The sequence below is a fragment of the Paenibacillus sp. NPDC057886 genome (assembly GCF_042796655.1).
Lineage (GTDB): Bacteria > Bacillota > Bacilli > Paenibacillales > Paenibacillaceae > Paenibacillus.
In genome coordinates, this window is the sequence record NZ_JBHVMZ010000016.1 from 12,975 (window position 1) to 38,172 (window position 25,198).

Consider the following 25,198-nt stretch of genomic DNA (forward strand, 5'->3'; position numbering starts at 1 on the left):
ATATTTAAAGGAGTGAATAGACATGGAACAGCGTTTAACGGAAGAAAAGGTGTTTAAAGATCCGGTACATAATTATATCCATGTGCAAGATCCGATTATATGGCAGTTGATCAACACGCCCGAGTTTCAACGTTTACGCCGAATCCGTCAATTGGGAACATCATTTCTTACTTTCCATGGTGCAGAGCACAGTCGCTTCTCACATTCCTTGGGCGTCTACGAAATTACGCGTAAGATTATTTCCCAATTCGAAAGAAGTCACTATTCAGATTGGCCAAAGGAGGAGAAAACGGTAGCCCTTTGCGCAGCATTGCTCCATGATCTTGGACATGGGCCATTCTCTCACTCTATAGAAGAAGCTTTCGATATGAATCATGAGGATTGGACTTGTCGGATCATTACAGGTGATACCGAAGTAGGGGCGATCTTAAGACGGTATGCTCCCGACTTTCCAGAGAAAGTGGCTTCTGTTATTCAAAAAACGTATGAGCAGCCTATTGTCGTTAATTTGGTTACCAGTCCGCTCGATGCGGACCGCATGGATTACTTGCTTCGGGATGCCTATTTTACAGGTGTAAACTATGGGACGATCGACCTTGACCGTATCCTGCGTATGCTGCGTCCATATCACGGACGAATCGTGGTCAAGGAGTCGGGCATGCACGCCGTGGAGGATTACTTGATGTCCAGGTACCAGATGTACTGGCAAATTTACTTTCATCCGGTTACCCGAAGTTCGGAAATTGTATTGCGGCAAATATTTAAGCGGGCAAAAAGTCTCATACAGCAAGGTTTTCAATTCCGCTTCATGATCGATCCACTGCCCCAGTTATTCGATGGAGATCTATCAGTGGATGAATACTTGCAACTGGACGAAGCTTTGATTCAGACGGCGTTTATGCAGTGGCGCAAAGAGGACGATGCTGTTCTAAGTGAGTTATGCGAACGTTTTATAGATCGCAAATTATATAAGTATGTAGAGATTGAACAGATCGACGTAAACATGATTGAAGAGATTCGGGAAGCCTTCACTGTAGCAGGTCTTAATCCCGAGTATGATCTGGAAATTGATTTTCCAACGGATAATCCGTATGATGTGTTTCGTCCGGATGAATCGACGGACAAGCAGATTCTGCTGCTTGATCGGCAAGACAAGTTACATGAGTTGTCAGAAGTGTCCGACATTGTCCGTTCAATCAGTGGTCTTCATCGCGGAAAGCATCACTTGTATTATCCCGAAAATAAGGTGGATGCGATTGTTCATGAATTACCGTCCCATATACGCCCCTATTTCTCACATTAAAATGATGCGCAATGCTGCTCATGAGTCATGATGCAAAAAGCTTTCTAAAAGAGTTATTTTTCATGATACAGTAATCTGCTTTAATGGAGAGTACATGTAGATCGACATAATTTTGTAATCAGAGCAATTAGAATACAACCCGGATGCCTAAAAACAAGCAACATATAGATATGAAAGAACTTGTTCGCTCTACATGTTGTGCTGAATGAACTATTGGAATGAAATATAGATAAAAGCATGATCTAATTAGTAATATTAATGTTCTGGTTAAGATCCGCAGGATGGATTAAAAAGAGATCGTCGTTTATTCGACATGAAGGGAGAAATACAGCATGATGTTGTTCGACACACATACACACCTGGATGCACCACAATTCGACGAGGACCGCGAGGAAATGATTCAGCGTGCTGTGGATGCAGGCGTTGGTCGCATGATTAACGTGGGCTTTAACCGGGAGACCATTCCATCCACGATGAAGCTGGCTGAAACCTATGATTTTATATATGCTGCGGTAGGTTGGCACCCAGTGGATGCAATCACGATGCAGGAGGGTGATCTGGAATGGATTGCATCTTTATGCAAGCATGAAAAAGTGGTAGCCATTGGTGAAATTGGTCTAGACTATTATTGGGACACTTCACCGAAAGAGGTTCAACATCGCGTATTACGACAACAAATTGGTCTGGCCCGTGAGTTGAATATGCCGATTGTCATTCACAACCGGGATGCGCATGAGGATATTGTAAAGATCCTGCGTGAAGAGAAAGCTGGAGAAGTAGGCGGTGTCATGCATTCCTTCTCTGGCAGCTGGGAAACGGCGAAAATGTGCCTGGATTTGGGTTTTCATCTATCCTTCGGAGGGCCCATCACGTTCAAAAATGCGAAGCAGCCCAAAGAGGTACTTGAGAAGGTTCCTATGGACCGATTTTTCATCGAGACAGACTCGCCTTATTTGACACCTCACCCTTATCGTGGAAAACGAAATGAGACAGCGCATGTACGTCTGGTTGCAGAAGCAGCTGCGGAAATTAAAGGCATTTCGGTAGAGGAAATTGCAGCAATAACGACCAAAAATGCCATGGAACGATTTGGGATTCGTTAAAATATCGAGCAAAACGGGTGAAAAAGTGAGTTAAGCGGAGTTAATTTGCTTTTTGATCCAAATAAATCAAGAATATTACAATATTTTAACCAAATATTTAGAAAAACGTACTTGAACAACGCTTTACAACATGCATAGAAACAGGATATCATCTTTTCAGTGAATTGTTGTGCGGAAAATTGGATAGATGTTCGGGGGATGAACAAAGGGACACTTTCCGATGAAACAACATTACTTTCATGAATCAGTCTCGCTGAGTCTCCGTTAACGGAGAGCGGGGGAACCAATAGGGCTTAAACATCGGTGATTGCAGCCGATGCGCAACATGCGCTGACCCAAAAGCAGCGTATGAATCTGCGAAGCCGTATTTGATTTCTTCTTTGGGTCTCGGGGTGAATTCAAGGGCGTCCGCCATGAGCGGATGACCGGAGATAGGGCGGCTCTCTTTCGCCCGAACCCGACAGCTAACCTCGCAAGCGGAAAAAGAGAGGCAACCTCGTGCATGAATTTCCGATATTCAGAATCATTCGGAAGCCACGAAAGAGTTCCTCTTAAACTCTTTCTTTGGCTTTTTTGTTTTTGAATAAAAGAAATACTGTCATCATACGGTAAGTATTCAGGAGGATGACATCATGTTGCGAAGATTGATTCATGGTGCAGAACCGGATTATGTTGGTCCGATCTGTGTTCTGTAGAAAATTTGGTATAGTCGCGTCAAAGACATCATGCATTACTTTAGACGGCGAGGCTATGAAGGAGGACGGAGAAGTGGGCACATTCCAACCAGAAGAGACCCATGAGTCACGATCATCCAGTAAGTCTTTCGCGTTGCGGTGGAAGCATGAGAACTTGCGTCAAATGGCATTGATCGCGATTTTCTCAATTGCGCTTACAATCATGATCTTGTTAGTCGTTTACGGTCAGGCCGGGAAACAAATTTCACTGGTTATTGATGGCAAAGCTCAAGCGGTAGAGACTCGTACAGGAATGCTTCAGGAAATGCTGGAGGAGCAGTCAATCACAGTCAGCCCTCACGATCAGGTATCCATGCCCTTGAATGGGGCCATCACAGATGGAGACCGCATCGTTATTGAGCGGGCCGTTCCAGTTAATATTACGGCAGACGGGGACACCAAGACTCTGTATACAACCGATTCATCGGTAAAAGATGCGATTAAAAAATCAGGTATTCAGATTGCGAGTGAAGACAAAGTATATCCTGCGCTTGGAACCACCATTGAAGCGGATATGAAAATTCGTGTAGTGCGGGTAACAAAGCGTACGGTGGAAGTGGAACAGCCGATCGCTTATAAAGTGATCAAAACGGCTGACCCTAGCTTGTACAAAGGCGACAATCGTGTCGTTGTGAACGGTAAAGAAGGCACACTTGTACAGCATATTGAAAAGGTGTTCCAGGATGGAGAATTGGTCTCCAAAAAAATGGTGGGTAAATCGGTCGCAACGAATCGCGTCGACAAAGTGATCGCCGTTGGTACCAAAGTCAAACCTGTTGTGAAAGAGCCAGTGATTCAGACGGTATCGGCGCAGACTTCCACGACAAAAACAGCAACAACCACGAACTCGAAGGAAACCGCTGCCTCGGGCAGCAAAGTGATTACCGTCTCAGGCAGTTCTTTTAAATATTCAAAAGTTTTGAAAAATGTATCCATGACGGCATACTCTTCTGAAGAGCCCGGTATCGGCACAAAAACAGCATCAGGTACTCGGGTAACCGAGGGACGTACCATTGCAGTTGATCCCAAAGTCATTCCAATTGGCTGGTGGGTGTATATCGAGGGCCTTGGCTTCCGTCGTGCGGAAGACACAGGTGGTGCCATTAAAGGCAACAAAATTGATGTGTATTATGATAGTGTGAAGCATGCCCTGAACTTCGGACGGAAGAAAGGCAAGACGGTATATGTAATTGGTCCGGTGAAGCCGGAAGCGAACTAAAATCGTTTTACTTTGAATTGGGAATGCTATAAAATAGTTGCATGAATGATTCATGCGGAATATGCGGCGGAGGGGTCTGAATTCAGTCTCCCCCGCCTTTTGGCAGAGAAGAGGATATTCCTCTTCTTTTTGCGTTAGAAAGGAAGAAATGGAACATGATAAAAGAAGTGATTGTGGTGGAAGGCCGTGACGACACCGTAGCCGTTCGACGTGCGGTTCAGGCAGATACGATCGAAACTGGTGGATCGGCCATCAACCAGCGCATTCTAAAGCGGATTGCACTTGCTCAAGAGAGACGTGGTGTTATCGTACTGACAGACCCGGATCATGCTGGTGAACGTATTCGTAAAATCATCGCCAATAAAGTGCCTGGTTGCAAGCATGCTTTTATTCCGGAGGCCGATGCTACTCGTAAAGGTGACATCGGAGTGGAGAACGCCTCACCGGAGGCCATTCGTCATGCACTGGCACGCGTGCACACGTCATATGAAGGCGCACCCAGTCTGATCGATTGGGAGGATCTGATTGCGGCGGGACTGATTGTGCACCCACAAGCTGCTGCACGTCGTATGGAGATGGGCAATTTGCTGGGCATTGGTTATTGCAACGGCAAGCAGTTCCACAAGCGGTTGAGTGTATTCCAGATTACCCGGGAAGAGTTCTCCGAAGCATTATCGCAAATTGAACGTGAAGGATTGTGAGCGTATGAAAGGCATGGAAGAAACCGTAGAGATTGCAACACCCAAACGAACCAAAGAAATTATTCAAAGACACGGATTTTCATTCAAGAAGAGCCTGGGTCAGAACTTTCTGATCGATCAAAATATATTGAACAAAATTGTAAATGCAGCTGATCTGGACGAGTCCAAGGGCGCACTTGAGATCGGACCAGGTATTGGCGCACTCACAGAACGTCTGGCTCGGGTAGCCGGTCCTGTAACGGCTGTAGAGATTGATCAGAGATTGATCCCGATTCTGGGTGAAGTGATGCAGCCTTATCCGAACGTTCGTGTGCATCACGGGGATGTGCTGAAGCTGGATCTGGCTGATTTGTTCCGCACGGATTTTGGAACGGTAGATAAAGTGAGTGTTGTTGCCAATCTGCCTTATTATGTAACGACGCCAATCATGATGAAGCTGCTCGAAGAGAAGCTGCCTGTAGACAGCATTGTAGTCATGATTCAGAAGGAAGTGGCTGAACGCATGGCTGCTTCACCAGGATCAAAGGACTATGGCAGTCTCAGCATTGCGGTTCAGTACTACAGTATGCCGGAATTGGTCTGTATTGTGCCACCGACGGTCTTTATTCCCCAGCCTAATGTAGAGTCGGCTGTAATCAAGTTGAAGGTGCGTGAGCAACCGCCGGTTGAAATTCCTAACGAGGCACATTTCTTCGAAGTGGTACAGGCTTCCTTTGCGCAGCGTAGAAAAACAATCTCCAATAATCTGAAAGCTCGTTTCTTCACGAAAGAGAACAGAGAACAGGCTGATCAGCTGTTGGAGCAGGCCGGCATTCAACCTTCAAGACGAGGAGAAACTTTGAGCCTGCAGGAGTATGCGACACTCAGTACCGTAATGTGGGAAGCCGGGGTACGCGCAGCTCTGTAAAATTCGGATGAACCAATCCGGGTTTCTGCCCATACGATGGGGTAGAGGTGATTATGTTGATGAATATCGGAGACTTGGTCGTTCGAAAGTCATACGGTGGAGATGTGACTTTTCGGGTGGAAGGCCTTCAGTCGGACGGTGCCATCATTAAAGGGACCGAGTTCCGGCTGTTAGCCGATTCCCCTGTGGACGATTTGATACAGGTTCCTTATGAACCGCAGAGTGCCAAAACAAGGCAGGCCCATGTGAAGGCACATCAGACGCTCTCACGCCTGCAGCAGAATCGAATGGAACAGGCCGAGCGCAATCGTGAAGGTATAGTTCAGGAATGGTCTGTTCAACAAGAACCCGCTTATTTCGAGATGCCTGGCAAAGTGCTGCACTTGGATGGCGATCCTAATTATCTAAAAAAAAGCATGAACCTTTATGAGCAGCTTCGTGTTCCCGCGGAGGGGCAATATGTACATGAGTCTGCCATGGCGGACACTTTATATCGTCTGTTGCCCAAAGTGCGTCCAGATATCGTTGTCATTACTGGTCATGACGGGGTACTCAAGACTCGTCAGCCCTATGACTTATATAGTCTGGGAAGCTACAAGAATTCGCAGAACTTCGTATCAGCTATTCAGGTGGCTAGGCAATATGAACGTCATCTCGATGCGCTAACGATTGTAGCTGGTGCGTGTCAGTCCCACTTTGAGGCCTTGCTGCGGGCTGGAGCGAACTTTGCCAGTTCACCAGGCAGAATTCTCATTCACGCCCTTGACCCGGTCTATGTGGCAGCCAAGGCAGCCTTCACGTCGGTGCGGGAAACGGTGAACATGAATGACGTTCTGCATAACACGATTAGTGGTAGCCAGGGTGTGGGCGGCGTAGAGACACGGGGAAGTTATCGGGTAGGTCTGCCCGGATTGAACGATTTATCCACGTTAAAAGTAAATCCATCAGCCGTCTAAAGATGGCAGAAGAAAGTCCCATTTAGGGGCTTTTTTTGTTTGCAAAAAAATTCATTGACAACAACTTTTTGATACTGATATAATAATTAGTTTTGATTTGACAATGACTGTAAAATCCGGTATAATGGACAAGAAAAGAGGTGGTCGTCGACAATGGCTAAAAATACGCTATTGGATATCAAACGCAATCTCGATGCACATATCGGTCAGAAAATTATGCTGCGGGCTAATGGTGGCCGCCGTAAGACCATTGAGCGTACGGGTGTATTGGAAGAAACGTACCCTTCTGTTTTTATTGTCAAGCTTGATGAGGAGCAAGAAACTTTCAAGCGAGTATCCTACAGTTATGCTGATATACTTACGGAATCGGTGGAAGTCATGGTATTTGATCCAGGCAGCCAGACGCATAGCTCCTACATGGAGACGTAAGTATCGATTTACGGCGATTCTGCCCCCTTGGGCAGGTCGCTTTTTTTATTTTGGAAAATCGCGCTCGATTCATCGGGGAGCCATATATGGTCAGGAATGAGTCTGGCGAAGAAGCGGCATACTATTTGGACAGGTTCAAGGCATATTTCTTAAGTAGATCAAAGGAAATGAACCTGACTTGGGGGCAAATAGTCCCGTATTCGAATGGACTTATCATATTTGGAGGAGGATGATCTATGAGCCGGAGAAGAAGAAGTGTAATGTCAGATGAACTCAAGAATGAACTGGCAAAAGACCTGGGGTTCTATGATACCGTCCAGCAGGAAGGTTGGGGCGGGATCAAAGCGAAGGATGCAGGCAATATGGTGAAACGGGCCATTCAACTTGCGGAAGAAGCGGCACGTAAATCGTAATCCGGTTCAATCGGTTTGGAGAGCGGGGCAATCCGGCAGGAATGACCTCGCTTTTTCCCCATGGATGCGGAATAGAAATGACTTGACAGCCCCATTTTGATATAATATGTTAAGTTGTCTTAGGGAAAAGGTGAGGACGGGTGAACGCCTTGAAAATTTACGAAAAAGCGCCTGCTAAAATCAATTTGATGCTAGACGTTTTACATAAAAGAAGAGATGGATTTCACGAAGTTGAGATGATCATGACGATGGTGGATCTTGCCGATCGACTCGAAATGTCTGAGTTGCCTCGTGACACGATCTTTATCTCCAGTCAGGCGGGATATATCCCGCTGGATGAGAAGAACTTGGCTTTTCAGGCAGCTAGGCTCATCAAAGAGCGTTATGACGTGAGAACCGGAGTTCATATTCATCTGGACAAGAAAATCCCGGTGGCCGCCGGACTTGCTGGTGGCAGCAGTGATGCAGCAGCAACGCTGCGTGGATTGAATCGCCTCTGGCGTCTCAACATCCCGGATCAAGAGCTACAGGAACTTGGAGCTGAACTGGGCTCGGATGTGCCTTTCTGCATTACAGGCGGAACAGCACTCGCCACAGGCCGTGGGGAGAAGCTGACACCGATGCCAAATCCCCCGCAATGTTGGGTGATCTTGGCCAAGCCACCGATTAATGTGTCCACAGCCGACGTGTATGGACGTTTCCGCAGTGACAAGATTGTTCGTCATCCGAGTGCTGCCCAAATGGAGCAGGCTATTCGCAACCAATCCTTTGCCGAAGTGTGCGGGCAGATGGGGAATGTGCTTGAGGACGTAACGTTGAAGCTGTATCCGGAAGTTCAGCATTTGAAAGATGCCATGATTCGGCTCGGAGCAGACGGAGTATTAATGTCAGGTAGTGGTCCAACCGTGTTTGGACTGGTCTCCAAGGAGTCCAAGGTTGCCCGGATCTACAATGGACTGCGAGGCTTCTGTAAAGAAGTGTATGCCGTACGTATGCTAACTTAAAATTCGCTTTTATAATGTACAAACACGTATAAAGGTGGTATATTTTTAAATAATTATTCGGATTTGGATGTTTTCCGTGATCGTGAGGATGGATCTCTGTGAAGAAATTAAAACGAAGCGCAAGGCTGGTTGAAATGACGCAGTACTTATTGTCTAGACCGCATACGGTTATTCCGTTGACCACATTTGCCGAACGCTATGGAGCTGCGAAGTCGTCGATCAGTGAAGATTTGGCGATTATCAAGGAAGTGTTCGAAGAAGGTGGTTCGGGAGAACTGCATACACTGGCTGGAGCGGCTGGGGGAGTAAAGTGGATTCCAAAGGTGTCCAGAGAACTGGCACTGGCTTTTGCAGAACGACTTTCTACCCAGCTCGCGCAGCCCGATCGGATACTCCCTGGTGAGTACCTGTACATGTCCGACCTGCTTGGACAGCCCGCATTGATGAATGAAGCCGGCAAGATTTTTGCAACGGCCTTTGGCAATATGGATATTGATGTGGTGATGACGGTCGAGACTAAAGGGATTCCGCTTGCTTATGCGACCGGAGCCCAGCTTAACCTGCCTGTAGTGCTCGTGCGCAGGGACCATCAGGCTACGGAAGGATCGGCCGTAAGTATCAATTATGTATCCGGGTCCCATAAAAGCCTACATACCATGTCCCTATCTCGCAGGGCAATGCGTGAGCACTCCAGAGTGCTCATTGTAGATGATTTTATGAAAGCCGGGGGGACCGTGCAAGGGATGATCGACCTATTGGCCGAGTTTAATGCCACGGTAGCCGGGGTAGGCGTATTAGTAGAATCTGGATCGGTCGATTCGGAAGAACGACTGCTGACGGATTACATATCTCTGGCGAAGCTGACGGCGGTTGATGCGAAGAGCAGACACATTTCCGTCAAGCCTGGCAACTATTTTGACCTGTAGAATCATGACGAATTACATGTCGGGAAAGGTTCTTTTCCATCGACCTGGCACTAACATTGTCGAATTGTGTATTAAATAAAAAAATTCCTGAAATTAGGACATTTTTGTGGTTATAAAAAGAAGGAGTTCGTATAGGCTGTGTGGAATTATACACCAAGTTCTGATGGAAAAAGGTGGTGAACACACACATGCAAATTACGGATGTCAGACTCCGCCGTGTTAACTCTGAGGGGAGAATGAAGGCTATCGCATCCATTACCATCGATAACGAATTCGTCGTTCATGACATTCGTGTCATCGATGGCAATAACGGAATGTTTGTTGCTATGCCGAGCAAGCGGACTCCTGACGGAGAATTCCGTGATATCGCCCACCCGATTTCTTCCGGTACTCGCGAGAAGATTCAAGCAGCTGTTTTGACTGAGTATGATCGCGCAGCAACTGAGGAAGAAGTCATTGAAGAAGGTGCCTGAGAACATTATTGGGGTTCGAAGGAAAAGAGAGCCATGTCTTATGGCTCTCTTTTCTTTTTGACCGGAATAAGATATATTCAGTATTGAGTTTATTCACAGAAGAGCATTTTCGCAGCTTAAATGTTGCAAAATGTTGAAAGAACAAAAAGCGCAGCGTGCGCTTGGTAACAGGGCGGCATCTTAGGAATCATGGGAATCGGTTAAGCTCGCAGGTACACGGCGTATACATATAGGTCACGATTTGTTGGTGTCCGCGTTGTTACGCGTGATTACAGAGACAGCAGGCGATGAACAAGACCGGCGCAAGGCCGGCTGAACGTTACTCATCGGATATATACAGGTAAGGTCAAACGATGGGTTTTTCAGAACAGGAGGTCGTAAATTTTGAGAAGAATGGCAATCGTTCTTGCGGCAGGGCAAGGCAAACGGATGAAATCGAAATTGTACAAAGTACTGCATCCCGTATGCGGTAAACCAATGGTGGGTCACGTGTTGGATGCAGCTCTTCGCGCAGGCGTTGAACGCAGCGTTGTCGTGGTCGGTCACGGTGCCGAAGCGGTGCAGTCATTTTTGGGTTCCAGAGCAGAGTACGTGCTTCAGGCTGAACAATTGGGAACAGGACATGCGGTGAAGCAGGTTAAATCTCTGCTCGGCAGTGAAGCAGGGTCAACCATTGTTGTCTGTGGAGATACACCACTTGTGACCAGCGAGACGCTGGAAGGACTGATGAAGCTCCATGAGAGTCGCGGAGCGGCAGCAACGGTACTTACAGCTGAACTGGACAATCCCAAAGGGTACGGCCGCGTCATTCGCGGAGAAGATGGTTCTGTACAGCGCATTGTGGAACAGAAGGATTGCACGGAGCAGGAAGATGCTGTGAACGAAATCAACACAGGTACGTATTGCTTCGATAATGCCAAGTTGTTTGCTGCTCTGGAGAAAGTGACAAACCAGAATGCTCAGGGAGAGTATTATCTCACTGACGTGGTTGGCATTTTCCGTAATGATGGAGAAGTGGTGGAAGCCTACATGTCAGATGATATCGCGGAATCCATCGGAGTTAATGATCGACTTGCCCTTTCACAAGCAGAAGCGTTCATGCGTGAACGTTTGGCGGTAAAACATATGTTGAACGGTGTTACGATCATCGATCCGGCATCGACATATATCGGGGCGGATGTTACCATTGGATCAGATACGGTATTGTATCCGGGTACCATACTCAAAGGTATGACTACCATTGGTGAAGCATGCCATATTGGTCCTCAGGCAGATGTGGAAGACAGTAATATTCAGGATGGAGTTACAATCAAGCATTCTGTACTGTCACAGGCCGAGGTTGGATCAGAAGCAACCGTAGGTCCATTTGCTTATTTGCGTCCAGGTACCAAACTGGGCCGCAACGTAAAAATTGGTGACTTTGTTGAAGTGAAAAATGCTACAATTGATGAAGGCTCCAAAGTATCTCATCTCAGTTATATAGGGGATGCTAAAGTAGGGAAAAACGTAAATGTTGGATGCGGGGCAATAACGGTGAATTATGATGGATATAATAAAGCTGTAACGACGATAGAAGACGATGCGTTCGTAGGCAGCAATGTCAATCTGATTGCACCTGTCACGGTAGGAAAAGGCGCATATGTTGTTGCGGGCTCTACCGTTACCCATTCCGTTCCCGACAACGATCTCGCAATTGCCCGCCCACGCCAGGAGAACAAACCTGGATATGCGGAGAAAATTCGCGGTCGTGCCAAAGCCAAGAAACAAAATGCCAAACCCGAATAAGGGGTATTGATATTAAGAATTGCCTCCCGAACATCGGGGGGTGCCGACATGTCGCAGACGCTTATAGATTCCAATGAACCAGCACGGAGGGTTTTTATTTTATGACTTATTTTGATTCGAAATTAAAAATATTTACTTGCAATTCTAACCCCAAGCTTGCCCATCAAATTGCTGATTATATCGGAATTCCTATGGGTGAATCTCACACAACCAGCTTCAGTGATGGTGAGATCCAAGTGAAACTCTCTGAGAGTGTTCGGGGCTGTCACGTCTATATCGTACAGTCTACTTGCTTGCCGGTTAATGACAACCTGATGGAAATGCTCGTTATGATTGATGCACTTAAACGGGCATCTGCCAAGACGATTAACGTCGTTATTCCGTACTATGGCTATGCTAGACAGGACCGCAAGGCCCGTTCGCGTGACCCGATTACAGCCAAATTGGTTGCCAATCTGATCGAAAAAGCGGGTGCAACCCGTGTAATCGCGATGGACTTGCATGCAATGCAGATTCAGGGATTCTTCGATATTCCAGTCGATCATCTGCTCGGCGTGCCGATTTTGGCTCAATATTTCCGCTCGAAACAGATCGAAAATCCGGTTGTTGTATCGCCTGACCACGGCGGCGTAGTACGCGCTCGGAAACTGGCGGACTTCCTGAATGCACCTCTCGCAATTATCGACAAACGTCGTCCAGAGCCGAATGTCAGCGAAGTGATGAACATTATCGGTAACATCGAAGGTAAAACAGCCATTCTGATCGATGACATCATTGATACGGCGGGAACGATTGTACTGGGAGCTAATGCTCTGATGGAAGGCGGCGTGAAGGAAGTATACGCTTGCTGTACTCACCCGGTATTGTCCGGACCGGCGATGGAACGCTTGGAGAATGCACCACTGAAGGAAGTTATCGTAACAGATACCATTCCAATTACGCATGCTAACCCGACAAGCAAACTTAAAGTGTTGTCTGTAGCACCTTTGCTCGGGGAAGCCATTATCCGGGTTCATGAGGAATTGTCAATCAGCAAGCTGTTTGAAATTGAATAAGGATGTCTGCATAAAGTAGTAGAGGGGTTACGTTTTCCGGATCAACGGAAAATGTAACCCCTGTCGGCGTGCCGTTTTATTAAAAGTGAAACAGACGCTGGTCAGTCCATATAAGCTGAACTACTAATTTACACAATAACGGAGAGGGCAGAAAAAATCTGAAGAAGCGAAGTGTTCGCCTGAAAGCTTTCTGCAAGAAAGCTACTTCGGAAGCATAAGCTATCCCCGGATTTTCCCTATGAAAAGGGAATCAAAAAATCTGGGGATAACAGCGACCGGAAGATGTTTCTGCACGCGCAGTGATTCAGTGTAAAATTGTTTATTCAACTTATATAGTTAATACCCGGGGCGGGAGATAAAACGGAACCGGCGCCGATGAAAAAGAGTGTCGGCAATTTCGACAAATTGATTATCGAAACGTGTGATTAGTCCGATCTCAATATGGGTGTCGCGGTCATATACCTGTACAGGTACGTGATATTCCAGATGATAGATAAAATCGCTATGTTGAGTCAGTTGTCCGTTGTCTTCGCGCAAAACCCGCTCACCTTCCTGGGTTGATGAAATATAAATGTAAACACTATATAAGATTAACTAAACATTTACACGATAACGGAGAGGACAGAAATAACTTGAAGAAGCGAAGCGTTCGCCTTTATCCCCGGATTTTCCCTTTTCATATAGAAATCAAAAAAATCTGGGGATAACAGCGATCGGAAAGTTGTTCTGTCATCGGAGTGCCAGTGTAAATACTCTTTAGTTCAAATTATATAACCAATTCGAATCTCACTTTGTTGATATTATATGAAATATAACATTCGAAGTCTATGCTTCACCTTAGGCTGATCCGAAGGAGGGAACAAGATGAAGTGGATTGTCGGCCTCGGAAATCCAGGCCCGAACTACGCTAAAACCCGTCATAATATCGGCTTTATGGCACTTGATCGTCTTGCAGAGCGTCATAATATCTCTATAACGCAGAGCAAATGTAAGGCGCTGATTGGAGAAGGTGTAATCGGTGGCGTCAAAACGGTGCTGATTAAACCAATGACGTTTATGAACCTGTCCGGTGAGTCGGTAAGGGCTTATATGGATTTTTATAAAGTTAGTCTGGAAGACCTGATTGTCGTCTATGACGACATGGACACAGAAACAGGCAAAGTCAGATTGCGTTACCAAGGTAGTGCGGGTGGTCACAATGGAATCAAATCGATTATCCAGCATACCGGTACTCAGCAGTTTAACCGGGTACGGATGGGAATATCCCGACCAGAACCGGGACATGCCATTGTAGATTACGTACTGTCGAAGTTTATGAAGAACGAGAAGGAAGCGCTCGATCAAACGATCGAACAGACCTGTGATGCATTGGAGTATAGTCTGGATCATACGTTTGAGCAGACGATGGCCAAGTTCAACGGGTGAACCGCTGCAAGTGACACTGGAAAAATGATCAAGATCCGGGTTCGATTCCATCTTAATGGGCATACTGGACGTATAAACCATGTTCAGGAGGCATAAAAATGTCAGTGAATTATGTGTGCAGGCATTGCCGTACATTTATTGGACGAATCGATTCTGCCCGGATAACGGAAGCGCAATTGGGCTTTCATTTCTTGACCCCCGACGAGCGGAGGGATATAATAGCGTATAATTCCGGTGGCGATATAACCGTTAGGATTACATGTGATTATTGCAAAGAAGCTTTGGAGTTTAATCCTGAGCTGAGCCTGCTTGCGAGCCCGCTTCAATAGTTATCTCGCCCGCAGCAAGAACAAGAACTTATGACAGATGATGGCGGATGCGGAATACCGCTCCACCTTTATAGCCTTGGCAGCCTGCTGAGGCTTCTTTTCAGTTGGGATGAAACCAGACTCTATTCAAATTCACCCTCAGCCACATCAAACGGATGTGGCAAAGAAGCGATTAATCCTTTATGATGAAACAGGACAAAAAGGAATTTGTATCCAATTTTAAAATGGTGAACCTGCGCGCAGGCGTGAGATACTCAAGTAAGTTATAAGAGAGGTGCCCCTTTTGTTACAAGCACTTATACAGGCTTTTTCCAAAGATCCGGACTTCGGGTCCATTACGGCCGGGATTACATCCGGCATGAAAGAGCAATTGGTTTCGGGTTTATCCGGATCGGCGCGTCAGATTATGCTGGCTGCCTTACATCAGGAAATGAACCGACCGCTGCTCGTTGTGACACACAATATGTTTTCCGCTCAAAAAATCGCAGAAGATTTACAGGAAGCGCTTTCACCGGATCAGGTGCTGCTCTATCCTGCCAACGAACTTGTTGCCGCTGAAGCTGCTGTTTCCAGTCCGGAAACATTGGGTCAGCGTATTGATGTGTTGGTCCGTTGCGCCCAGGGATTCAGGGGCGTTGTTGTTATCCCATTTTCCGGGGTACGGCGCTATGTTCCACTTCCAGAAGTGATGGCTAATGCTCAGATTACAATTAAACAAGGCAGTACGCTGGAGCTCGATTCCTTCCTGCTGGAGATGGTGAAGCTCGGATATGAACGCGTGGAGCGTGTAGAATCACGCGGCGAGATGAGCGTCCGTGGAGGAATTATTGATTTCTATCCAGTTACATCGTCCATTGCGTATCGTGTGGAATTATTCGACGATGAGATCGATTCCATTCGGACATTTGATCCTGCAGACCAGCGTTCCATTGAACGAATTGACGAAGTGACGGTACTGCCGTGCAAAGAGTTAATTGCAGATCGCGAACGTATGGAGAAGGCTGCGGAGGCAGCCGTTATTTTGCTTGACCAACAGTTGGAGAAAATGACGGACCGGCAGGCGAAGCTGCGTCTGCGAGAAGAAATTCATCGCGAGATCGAACTTCTGCGGGAGCATGTGTATTTCTCCGAAATGTATAAATATATTTCACCGCTCTATCCGGAAAACAAGACGATCTACGACTACATGCCTGAAGATACGTTGCTTGTACTTGACGAGCCAGCAAGGCTCGCGGAGACGTCGAAACAGCTTGACCGGGATGAGTCGGAGTGGAATCTGCACTTGATGCAAAACGGGAAGACCCTTCCAGACCTGCATTTGTCAGCCGATGGGGATGATCTGATCTATGAACGTCCATTCCAGACGCTGTTTATGTCCATCTTTTTACGTCAGGTTCCTCATACCCAGCCGCAGAATATCCTCAACTTTATCAGCCGTGGGATGCAGGACTTCCATGGTCAGATGAACGTGCTCAAAGCAGAGATGGAGCGCTGGCAGAAAGCTGGAGTTCAGGTGCTCATGCTGGCTAACGGTGAGGAAAGACTTGATCGCATGCGCCGGGTACTCATGGACTATGATATCCCTGAGCCGGAAATGCTTATTGGTAATCTGCAAACCGGATTTGAGATGCCATCCATTCATCTGGCTGTCGTTACCGAAGGCGAGATGTTCTCACAGAAGCAGCGCAAAGTGCGCAAACCGATTCGCAATGTGGATAATGCTGAACGAATTAAATCCTATAGTGAGCTGAAAGTGGGCGATTATGTCGTTCACCAGAATCACGGGATTGGTAAATATCTCGGGATCGGCACACTTGAGGTTGGCGGTATTCACAAGGACTACATGCATATTCTCTATGCAGGTGGAGACAAACTGTCTGTACCGATTGAGCAGATTGATCTGATTCAGAAATATGTCGGTTCGGAAGAGAAAGAGCCGAAAATATATAAGCTGGGCGGCAATGAGTGGACACGGGTTAAAAATAAAGTCCGCACATCTGTACAGGATATTGCTGATGATCTAATCAAGCTTTATGCGGAACGCCAGACGTCAAAAGGTTTCGGCTTCGACAAAGACTCTGCGGAACAGCAGGAGTTCGAGGACATGTTCCCTTATGATGAGACACGTGATCAGGTCCGTGCAATTGAAGAAATCAAGAAGGATATGGAACAAAATCGCCCGATGGACCGTTTATTGTGTGGAGATGTCGGTTACGGCAAAACCGAGGTTGCGATCCGTGCTGCATTTAAGGCTGCCATTGAGGGGAAACAGGTTGCTGTATTAGTTCCTACAACCATTTTGGCGCAGCAGCATTATGAAACGTTCCGTGAGCGTTTCTCGGGTTATCCATTCAACATTCATGTACTTAGCCGATTCCGTTCACGTAAAGAACAGAATGAGACGGCCAAAGGCATTAAGGCAGGCACCGTTGATATCGTCATCGGTACCCATCGATTATTGTCACAGGATCTTGTCTTCAAGGATCTTGGCCTGTTAATTGTAGATGAAGAGCAGCGCTTCGGTGTAACGCACAAAGAGAAACTGAAAAAGCTGAAAACAAACGTGGACGTGCTGACACTGACAGCGACGCCGATTCCGCGTACCCTTCACATGTCCATGCTGGGCGTTCGGGATCTGTCGGTTATCGAGACACCGCCGGAAAACCGTTTTCCGGTACAGACGTATGTCGTTGAACACAGTCAGGCGCTTGTTCGTGAAGCCATTGAACGTGAATTGGCTCGTGGCGGTCAGGTCTACTACTTGTATAACCGTGTGCAGGGAATTCAGGAGATGGCTGCGGAAATTTCCGAATTGGTGCCTGAAGCCAAGGTTGGTGTGGGGCATGGCCAGATGTCGGAAACGGAGCTGGAGAAGACCATTCTGGACTTCCTGGATGGTGAATACGACGTACTCGTCAGCACAAGCATCATAGAGACCGGGGTGGATATTCCTAACGTAAATACCCTGATCGTGCATGACGCGGACAAAATGGGACTCTCCCAGCTGTATCAGCTGCGTGGACGGGTAGGTCGTTCCAACCGGATTGCGTATGCCTATTTTACGTACCAACGGGACAAAGTGCTGACTGAAGTTGCTGAGAAACGTCTGCAATCGATCAAGGAATTCACCGAACTGGGTTCGGGATTCAAGATCGCGATGCGCGATTTGTCGATCCGTGGCGCGGGCAATCTGCTCGGAGCTGAACAGCACGGCTTCATTGCGTCTGTCGGATTCGATCTGTATTCTCAGATGCTGGCAGAGGAAATCAACAAACGTAAAGTTACAATGCTCGGCGAAGAGCCGGTGCCATCTGATCAGTGGAATACAACGCTGGATCTCAGTATCGATGCGTACTTGCCGTCTGATTATATTTATGACAGTATTCAGAAGATTGAAATTTATAAAAAAGTGGCGGTTATTGCCTCCTTCGACGATGCAATGGAACTGGAAGACGAATTGGTTGACCGATTCGGTGACCTTCCGGAAGCCGTAATCAATCTGCTGGCGGTAGCCAGACTGAAGGTCTATGGCAAGATCTACGGCATTGAGTCGATTTCCCAACGCGGTGACGATCTTATAGTGAAGTTCTACGAAGGCCGTGAACATGCCTTTGAGCTCTCAAAAATCGCACACATTGGAAATCAGTTCGAAAGACGTGTACAATTTGAACAAGGACCCCATATGCTTATTCATGTCAAAGGCAAAGGGCTTGGGGACAAGCAACTGATGGAGCTGGTAGAGAAATTTCTGGAGTCCATGAAAAGTGCTTTTAAATCAAAGGGGGAACTAAAGGATGTTAGCAAAGTATAAAAAAGCAGGGAAAGTACTGTCTGTGAGTATGGTAGCAGTACTGTCCTTATCACTGCTTGCTGCATGTGGCAAGAAGGAAGAAGCAAAAGCACCAGAAACGAAGGATACAAGTGCTGTAGTCGCTACGTATGAAGGCGGTACAATTACAGCCAATGAATTTGACATGGAGCAACGGGTCATGAAATTCCTCTATCCGGAATATGCACAAATGATGGATATGGATGATTTCAAGGAGTACCTGGTAAAACAGGAAGTTGCTTATGAATATTTGAGTGGCAAAGCAAGTGATGCAGCCAAAACCGAGGGTGCCAAAACAGCGACAGAGCAATTCGACAAAATGAAAGCTTCTGTTCAAGCTGATCAATGGACTGAGATGCTGAAAGCTCAGAATCTTACAGACCAGAACATTAAGGATTACATGACTCGCATCATGACGGTAATCAAGGACAAAGAAACTGGCGTTACTGAAGATGCGATTAAAGCTGAATTTGAGAAAAATAAAGATCAGTTCACAACGGCGTCTGTTCGCCACGTACTGATCAACTTTACTGATCCAAAAACGCAAAAAGAGCGTAAAAAGGAAGATGCTCTGAAACTTGCGAAAGAAGTGAAAGCCAAATTGGACGGCGGAGCAGACTTTGCTGAAATTGCGAAGAAATACTCCGAAGACACAGGTTCTGCAGAAAAAGGTGGCTTGTATGAAGATACACCTGTAGCCAGCTGGGTAGATGCGTTCAAGGAAGCTGCCAAAACGCTGCCATTGAACAAAATCAGTGATCCTGTAGAAACTGAATATGGTTATCACATCATGAAAGTAGAAAAACGTACAGAAGCGGACTACACGAAATTGACTGCTGAACAAAAGGAAACACTCAAAAGCCAATTGGCCGCTGCTGAGATCGACACATTCATGACCAGCGAACTGGACAAAATCGTAAAAGAAGTAAAACTGCCAAAAACAGACAAGGCTGAAGAAGGCACGACTAAAGGCACAACCGGTACAGGAACGGAAACAGGTACTGAGGGTGAAAAAACCGATGCGGGTACGGATACCAAAACGGATCAAGGAACAACTGGAACCGACAAAGATACAAAAACAGGTGAAGGTACAGATACAAGCGGTAAGTAAGAAAACAAGTGCATACATTCAGCAAATACGTTTGTCTGGGTGATACACTGAACGGTTCAAATATGGACAACCATACAGAAAAGCAAGGGGGGACTTAAGGCCCCCTCTTGCTTTTCCTTGTATCTATGGAGCGAAGTGGGTACATGGTCGCCTTCTGTGGAAGTTTACACAACTATATTCTCCAAAGTATGTATAAGGAAATGGGAACAGATGAATACTATGGTCAAGATATCACACTAAACGTTCTGGGACTTTCCTCTACCCATTAAGGAACAGTAGTTGAAAAATCTTCTCGAGAAAGTGGGGCAACATGTGAAATGAAAGCTACTGGTATTGTCCGCCGTATTGATGACCTCGGTCGAGTGGTCATTCCGAAAGAAATCCGCCGTACGTTACGTATCCGTGAAGGCGATCCACTTGAGATTTTTGTGGACCGCGATGGAGAGGTTATTCTTAAAAAATACTCGCCGATTGGCGAACTTGGTGATTTTGCCAAAGAATATGCAGAATCGCTGTATGAAAGCACAGGCCATGTAACAATGATCTCTGACCGTGATACCATTATCACGGTGGCAGGTGGCTCCAAGAAAGAGTATCTGGACAAGCAGGTAGGGCCACTGCTGGAGAGTTGTATGGAAAACCGGAAGACGATTTTGGAGACCAACAATGGTTCTTATGAGCTGAGCAAAGATCATGACGAGACGTTATCATCTTTTGTTATCGCCCCAATCATTTCGGGTGGCGACCCCATCGGAACGGTTATCCTTTTCAACAAGGATGAATCGGTGAAGATGTCTCAGATGGAAATTAAAATGTCTGAGACGGCTGCCGGGTTCCTTGGCAAACAGATGGAGCAATAAAAATATGCAGATCAACTCCTGGTGCCCTAAGGGCAACCAGGAGTTTTTGCATTTTAGGGGAACTGTAGACAGTGTGGATGATGTCCTGAAGGGCAGGACGCCTTGAAGGGTTAGTCTGTGCGCCTTTGGACAGGTATAATAGCTAGGTATACGTTGAGGAATGAATGCACGGACATACTCAGGAGGGACATATGAAACAGTCGTCTACAGGCTCAAGATTGCTTCAGGGCGCATTTGTGCTTGGGCTTGCCGCCATAATATCCAAAATCATTGGTGCTTTTCAGAAGATTCCGCTGCAGAATCTGGGGGGAGACGGTGTTTTTGGCATCTACAATACGGTGTACCCGTTCTATATGCTCATTATTACCGTTGCGGCTGCCGGGCTGCCTGTCGCTGTATCCAAATTCGTAGCCGAGCAGAATGCTCTTGGTCGACCGGAGGAGGGCAGACGGGTTATACGCTTATCCTCGATGCTGCTCGGTGGAATTGGACTGGCGCTGGCCTTGTTGATGTATATAGGTGCACCACTTATTGGAGGTCTGATTGGTAATGGAAGTGTCGTATCGTCCATTCGGGCAGCTTCAATGGCATTGTTGTTTGTACCGGTGATGACAGGATTGCGAGGATATTTCCAGGGGTTGCAGCAAATGGTGCCTACAGCGGTATCCCAGGTGGTAGAGCAGACTGTACGGGTCACGGTGATGATTGTTCTGTTGTTATGGCTCATGGGGCGGGACGCTTCATTGGAGACCATTGCAGCTGGAGCCATGATTGGTTCAGTGGCAGGAGGGTTTGCCGGGTTAGTTACAATGCTTGGATATGTGTACCATCATCGACGGAAAAATGGGGAAAGGCTCGCTGTTATGAAAGATGCTGAGACAGCTGGGCAAATGGAGAAAACCAAAGAACACCGCAGCGGGGGGAGCAGCCTTCTGTCCGAAGAGCGGCGATCCAACGGTGAGTGGATTCGGACACTGCTGATCTATGCCATTCCGGTTTGTCTCGGATCACTGGCCGTGCCATTGATGAATCTGGTGGATACCTTTACGGTACCCCGGTTGTTAAGACGAGAAGGGCTGGATGAGCTTCAATCCATGGTGTCCTTCGGAATTTACAACCGGGGCTTGCCACTGGTTCAGTTGGTGACGATGCTGGCCACGTCACTGTCTGTGCTCTTTATTCCGGCGATGGCCGAAGCCCGGCTTAAGGGCGGGCCGGAAGCCGTGAGGCAGCAAGCAGGCCTCGCGCTGCGCTGGTTCTGGTTGATCGGCCTGGCGGCATCCGCAGGTCTAGCGGTGCTGGCAGAGCCGATTAACCGCATGCTGTACGGGGATGCCGCAGGCACCGAAGCCTTGCGGTACATGGCGCTGACGGCTGCGGGCAGCACCGTCAGCATTATTGCGGCGGCGCTGCTGCAAGGCCTCGGCGCCGTGCGCGCACCCGCGTTCAGCATGCTGGCCGCCGCAGGCGTCAAGGCGCTGCTGAACGTCATGCTTGTGCCCGCGCTGGGCATCAGCGGCGCGGCCCTGGCAGGCGCAGTCGCCTACATGCTGGCGGCTGGCCTGAATGTGGCGCTGCTGGCGCGACTTGTCGCCCTGCGCCCGGCCCCCGGCGCCGTCATGGCGAAGCCGGCGCTGGTGATCGCCGCCATGAGCCTGGCGGCGGCAGGCACGGCCTGGGCAGCCGAAGCAGTGCTCGGCGGCATCGGTATCGCGGCCGACCGCCGGCTGGCCGCGATGGGCGTGAGCCTGCTTGGCATAGCCGCAGGCTCGGCCGTGTTCTTGCTGGCCGCGGCCCGAACGGGGCTGCTGACCGCCGCGGAGCTGGCGGCCGTGCCCAAGCTGGGGCCACTGCTGGCCAAGCTACTGCGCAGACTGCGTGTGCTGCGCTAACCCCCGTGTTGCGCTGCTACACTTAGCGCTACGCCAGCCATTCAACCCGGCTCTCACATTCTAAAGCGGAGCAGCAGAGGTTGAATGTGTCACACCGTGTCATATGCAAATGCAATTATAGGATAACGTCTAATTCTGGTATAATACGTGTAATTATAGAGCCCTGTTCTGTACTATGTACGGCCCGTCTACGATTGGTTTTGATCAAGGACGGAAAGTTGGAACAGGATAGTTCGGATGGAGGCTTATAAAGATGAGTGCAGCTTTGACAGTAGTTGGTCTTGGATCTGGAGATGCAGATCAGCTGACGGTAGGGATCATCAAAAAAATGAAACATGCAGCGACGCTGTATGTGCGCACACTGGATCATCCCGTATTGAATGATCTCAAGCAGGAAGGGTTGGAGATGACATCCTTCGATGCCATTTATGAGGCGAAGGATTCTTTTCCGGAAGTGTACGACGAAATTGCAGATCGGCTGATTGAGGCCGCACAAAAGGGCGAGCCAGGTACCGAGATTGTTTATGCCGTGCCAGGGCATCCCATGGTCGCTGAAGCGAGTGTACGCCTGTTGAAGGAGCGCTGCCCACAAATGGGCATTTCGCTGCGTGTCATGGGCGGGGAGAGCTTTCTGGATGAGGCATTTATTCGTCTTGGATTCGATCCGATTGAAGGTTTTCAGCTTCTTGATGCCAGCAGTCTGAACACGGAGCTGGTGCAGCCACAGCTACATACCTTGATTGGACAAGTATATGATGTGTTTACCGCTTCCGACGTAAAACTGTGCCTGATGGACGTTTACCCTGACGATTATCCGGTATTTGTCGGACATGCCTTGGGTGTACAGGGACAGGAGATCATTCACAAGGTACCGCTGCATGATCTGGACCGGATTGAAGGGTATGGTAATCTCTCATTGATATATGTGCCGAAAAATACGGATGACGCGCTTCGTCGACGCTCCTTCGCGCGACTGCATGAAATCGTAAATATCCTTCGCAGTCCAGGCGGCTGCCCATGGGATCAGGAGCAGACCCACCAGTCAATTCGTAAAAACCTGATTGAAGAAACCTATGAAGTCATCGAAACGATTGATGAAGATGACCCTGATCACATGAAGGAAGAGCTGGGTGATCTCCTGTTGCAGATTTTGCTGCACTCCCAGATGGAAGAAGAGGTTGGCACGTTTAACGTGTACGACGTTATTGAAGGATTGAACGACAAGCTGATTTTCCGTCATCCGCACGTATTCGGCGAACAACAGGCAGAGAATGCGAATGAAGCGCTGCAAAACTGGGAACAGATGAAGGCAGAGGAGAAAAAGCGCAAGGGACAGGATCTGCAGCAGACTTCCGTGCTGGACGGTATTCCCCGTGACTTGCCTGCCTTGATGAAAGGGTACAAATTACAGAAAAAAGCGGCCAAAGTTGGCTTCGATTGGGATGATGTAGAAGGTGTCTTTGCCAAGATTGAGGAAGAACTGGCAGAGCTAAAAGAAGCAGTACAGCATAACCAGTCTGCGGAAGAACGGAAGCTGGAACTGGGTGATTTATTGTTTGCGGCTGCCAATGTGGCGAGATTTATTGATACCGATCCGGAGGAGGCGCTTGCCGCCACCAATCGGAAATTCATTCAGCGTTTCCAGTATATCGAGGAGCGTCTGCGTGAACAGGGGAGAACTCCGTCAGACAGCAATGTCGATGAAATGGAGCAATACTGGCAGGCAGCGAAGAAGGCTGGACTGTAAAGGGTTCTGGCATTTTGGGCGCTGATCCGATATCATTAGTTGCATCATGCGTATCGTGTCGTCGAAGCATCTCGGGCGGGTTGCACGAGAAAGCGTGTGATTAACGGAGAGGTGTTTCGGGTACTGGACTTAGACTGTTCTTGGGCAGGACCGACAAAAAGTGAAAAAAAGTCGAAGACCGAGGCAGGATTTCAGATGCCAAGCCAGAATACATGTGTAGTAACCTTGCGCGGAGCCAGCAGCAGCAAATCTGTTGTCACGGATTCGCAGATACTTTTTTTTCAATTTGGGAGGCTTTTAAAAATGAACAAAACAGATCTGATTAACAACATTTCCACCAAAAGCGGTTTGACTAAAAAAGACGTTGAGTCCGTATTGAACGGCTTTTTGGGAGAAATTACAGATGCACTTGCCAGCGGAGACAAAGTACAACTGATCGGCTTTGGCACTTTTGAGACCCGCAAACGTTCCGGTCGTACCGGACGTAACCCGCAAACAGGGAATGAAATCGTGATTCCTGAGTCCACCGTTCCTGCGTTCAAAGCAGGCAACAAACTTAAAGAAGCCGTAAAATAATGCGTCTTGATAAATTCCTGAAGGTCTCCCGGCTGATTAAACGCCGCACCGTAGCCAAGGACGTTTCCGAACAGGGACGTGTGCTGGTGAACGGACGTGAAGCGAAGCCAAGCGCCGCAGTCAAAGTGGGCGATGAGCTTACGGTTCAGTTCGGTCAAAAGCTGGTCACCGTGAAGGTGGAGCGTCTTGCCGAGAGTACCAAGAAGGATGAGGCGAGCAGCCTCTACACCTTGGTTAAGGAAGAGCCGATCGCCAAGGATAACGGTCTGAACTGGTAACAGGGATGCCTGATATACTTTTGTACACATTCATTGCAAAATGAAGAGAAACGCCTTTCCCGTACAGGGAAGGGCGTTTTTGTGTTTCTCGATTATCCGGACATTTGCTTTCATCCAACCTTGGTTCTATTCTGCACTTCTGA

23 protein-coding genes and 1 riboswitch are annotated in these 25,198 nt (G+C 47.8%); of the genes, 22 read left to right on the forward strand and 1 reads right to left on the reverse strand.

The genetic code is table 11. The annotated features are described in order from the left end of the window. The first annotated feature begins 22 nt into the window (after positions 1-22). From ACFVQB_RS32750 to ACFVQB_RS32810, 13 genes are all read left to right on the forward strand, one after another. Positions 23-1,303: an HD domain-containing protein gene (locus ACFVQB_RS32750; RefSeq protein WP_379449311.1), complete on the forward strand. Its 1,281-nt coding sequence runs from the start codon at positions 23-25 to the stop codon at positions 1,301-1,303. A gap of 332 nt (positions 1,304-1,635) precedes the next feature. Continuing rightward, positions 1,636-2,406 carry a TatD family hydrolase gene (locus ACFVQB_RS32755; RefSeq protein ID WP_379449313.1) on the forward strand — a complete coding sequence of 257 codons (771 nt, stop codon included), beginning with the start codon at positions 1,636-1,638 and terminating at the stop codon, positions 2,404-2,406. Between the two features lie 241 nt (positions 2,407-2,647). Continuing rightward, positions 2,648-2,901, forward strand: a riboswitch (cyclic di-AMP (ydaO/yuaA leader). Between the two features lie 273 nt (positions 2,902-3,174). Further along, positions 3,175-4,359, forward strand: coding sequence for a resuscitation-promoting factor (locus tag ACFVQB_RS32760; protein WP_379449316.1), 1,185 nt, complete (start codon positions 3,175-3,177; stop codon positions 4,357-4,359). A gap of 155 nt (positions 4,360-4,514) precedes the next feature. Then, positions 4,515-5,060, forward strand: coding sequence for a ribonuclease M5 (rnmV, locus tag ACFVQB_RS32765; RefSeq protein WP_379449319.1), 546 nt, complete (start codon positions 4,515-4,517; stop codon positions 5,058-5,060). Between the two features lie 4 nt (positions 5,061-5,064). Continuing rightward, positions 5,065-5,967 (forward strand): 16S rRNA (adenine(1518)-N(6)/adenine(1519)-N(6))-dimethyltransferase RsmA, encoded by a 903-nt coding sequence (rsmA, locus tag ACFVQB_RS32770; protein ID WP_379449323.1) that lies wholly within the window; start codon positions 5,065-5,067, stop codon positions 5,965-5,967. Between the two features lie 59 nt (positions 5,968-6,026). Next, entirely contained in the window at positions 6,027-6,923 is an 897-nt protein-coding gene (yabG, locus tag ACFVQB_RS32775; protein ID WP_379449325.1) for a sporulation peptidase YabG, read from the forward strand. A gap of 153 nt (positions 6,924-7,076) precedes the next feature. Further along, complete coding sequence (gene veg / locus ACFVQB_RS32780) at positions 7,077-7,352, forward strand: biofilm formation stimulator Veg (protein WP_053778931.1); 276 nt, start codon at positions 7,077-7,079, stop codon at positions 7,350-7,352. A 236-nt stretch (positions 7,353-7,588) separates the two neighbouring features. Next, positions 7,589-7,765, forward strand: coding sequence for a small, acid-soluble spore protein, alpha/beta type (locus tag ACFVQB_RS32785; RefSeq protein ID WP_053778930.1), 177 nt, complete (start codon positions 7,589-7,591; stop codon positions 7,763-7,765). Positions 7,766-7,914: 149 nt separating this feature from the next. Next, on the forward strand, positions 7,915-8,769 hold the full coding sequence (gene ispE, locus ACFVQB_RS32790) for a 4-(cytidine 5'-diphospho)-2-C-methyl-D-erythritol kinase (protein ID WP_379449330.1): 855 nt from the start codon (positions 7,915-7,917) through the stop codon (positions 8,767-8,769). 98 nt (positions 8,770-8,867) lie between these two features. Then, positions 8,868-9,695, forward strand: a complete 828-nt coding sequence (gene purR / locus ACFVQB_RS32795; protein WP_053778929.1) for a pur operon repressor — start codon at positions 8,868-8,870, stop codon at positions 9,693-9,695. A 188-nt stretch (positions 9,696-9,883) separates the two neighbouring features. Further along, positions 9,884-10,168, forward strand: coding sequence for a septation regulator SpoVG (gene spoVG, locus ACFVQB_RS32800; RefSeq protein ID WP_017691372.1), 285 nt, complete (start codon positions 9,884-9,886; stop codon positions 10,166-10,168). A gap of 393 nt (positions 10,169-10,561) precedes the next feature. Next, positions 10,562-11,953 carry a bifunctional UDP-N-acetylglucosamine diphosphorylase/glucosamine-1-phosphate N-acetyltransferase GlmU gene (gene glmU, locus ACFVQB_RS32805; RefSeq protein WP_379449404.1) on the forward strand — a complete coding sequence of 464 codons (1,392 nt, stop codon included), beginning with the start codon at positions 10,562-10,564 and terminating at the stop codon, positions 11,951-11,953. 101 nt (positions 11,954-12,054) lie between these two features. Next, complete coding sequence (locus ACFVQB_RS32810; RefSeq protein ID WP_017691370.1) at positions 12,055-13,008, forward strand: ribose-phosphate diphosphokinase; 954 nt, start codon at positions 12,055-12,057, stop codon at positions 13,006-13,008. A 336-nt stretch (positions 13,009-13,344) separates the two neighbouring features. Here ACFVQB_RS32810 and ACFVQB_RS32815 read toward each other — a convergent pair whose 3' ends face one another. Next, entirely contained in the window at positions 13,345-13,545 is a 201-nt protein-coding gene (locus ACFVQB_RS32815; RefSeq protein WP_024633712.1) for a hypothetical protein, read from the reverse strand. A gap of 327 nt (positions 13,546-13,872) precedes the next feature. On the opposite strand from ACFVQB_RS32815, the gene pth reads away from it, so the two are divergent. The 9 genes from pth to ACFVQB_RS32860 all read left to right on the forward strand — a co-directional run bounded on the left by pth (position 13,873) and on the right by ACFVQB_RS32860 (position 25,055). Further along, positions 13,873-14,433, forward strand: coding sequence for an aminoacyl-tRNA hydrolase (gene pth / locus ACFVQB_RS32820; protein ID WP_063567548.1), 561 nt, complete (start codon positions 13,873-13,875; stop codon positions 14,431-14,433). A 98-nt stretch (positions 14,434-14,531) separates the two neighbouring features. Then, positions 14,532-14,762: an anti-sigma-F factor Fin gene (fin, locus tag ACFVQB_RS32825; protein ID WP_024633714.1), complete on the forward strand. Its 231-nt coding sequence runs from the start codon at positions 14,532-14,534 to the stop codon at positions 14,760-14,762. A 283-nt stretch (positions 14,763-15,045) separates the two neighbouring features. Further along, a complete protein-coding gene (mfd, locus tag ACFVQB_RS32830) occupies positions 15,046-18,573 on the forward strand; it encodes a transcription-repair coupling factor (RefSeq protein ID WP_379449336.1) in 3,528 nt (1,175 codons plus the stop codon). Further along, complete coding sequence (locus tag ACFVQB_RS32835; protein WP_379449338.1) at positions 18,557-19,702, forward strand: peptidylprolyl isomerase; 1,146 nt, start codon at positions 18,557-18,559, stop codon at positions 19,700-19,702. The genes mfd and ACFVQB_RS32835 overlap by 17 nt, the downstream gene beginning before the upstream one ends. A gap of 317 nt (positions 19,703-20,019) precedes the next feature. Beyond that, positions 20,020-20,562, forward strand: coding sequence for a stage V sporulation protein T (gene spoVT / locus ACFVQB_RS32840; RefSeq protein WP_024633717.1), 543 nt, complete (start codon positions 20,020-20,022; stop codon positions 20,560-20,562). Between the two features lie 191 nt (positions 20,563-20,753). Next, positions 20,754-22,454: a putative polysaccharide biosynthesis protein gene (locus tag ACFVQB_RS32845; protein ID WP_379449342.1), complete on the forward strand. Its 1,701-nt coding sequence runs from the start codon at positions 20,754-20,756 to the stop codon at positions 22,452-22,454. A 253-nt stretch (positions 22,455-22,707) separates the two neighbouring features. Continuing rightward, positions 22,708-24,201, forward strand: a complete 1,494-nt coding sequence (gene yabN / locus ACFVQB_RS32850; protein ID WP_379449344.1) for a bifunctional methyltransferase/pyrophosphohydrolase YabN — start codon at positions 22,708-22,710, stop codon at positions 24,199-24,201. A gap of 303 nt (positions 24,202-24,504) precedes the next feature. Next, the gene (locus ACFVQB_RS32855; RefSeq protein ID WP_017691362.1) at positions 24,505-24,777 is read left to right on the forward strand and encodes an HU family DNA-binding protein; all 273 of its coding nucleotides are present in this window, start codon (positions 24,505-24,507) and stop codon (positions 24,775-24,777) included. Further along, positions 24,777-25,055, forward strand: coding sequence for an RNA-binding S4 domain-containing protein (locus tag ACFVQB_RS32860; protein WP_024633720.1), 279 nt, complete (start codon positions 24,777-24,779; stop codon positions 25,053-25,055). The genes ACFVQB_RS32855 and ACFVQB_RS32860 overlap by 1 nt, the downstream gene beginning before the upstream one ends. Positions 25,056-25,198: the final 143 nt, after the last annotated feature.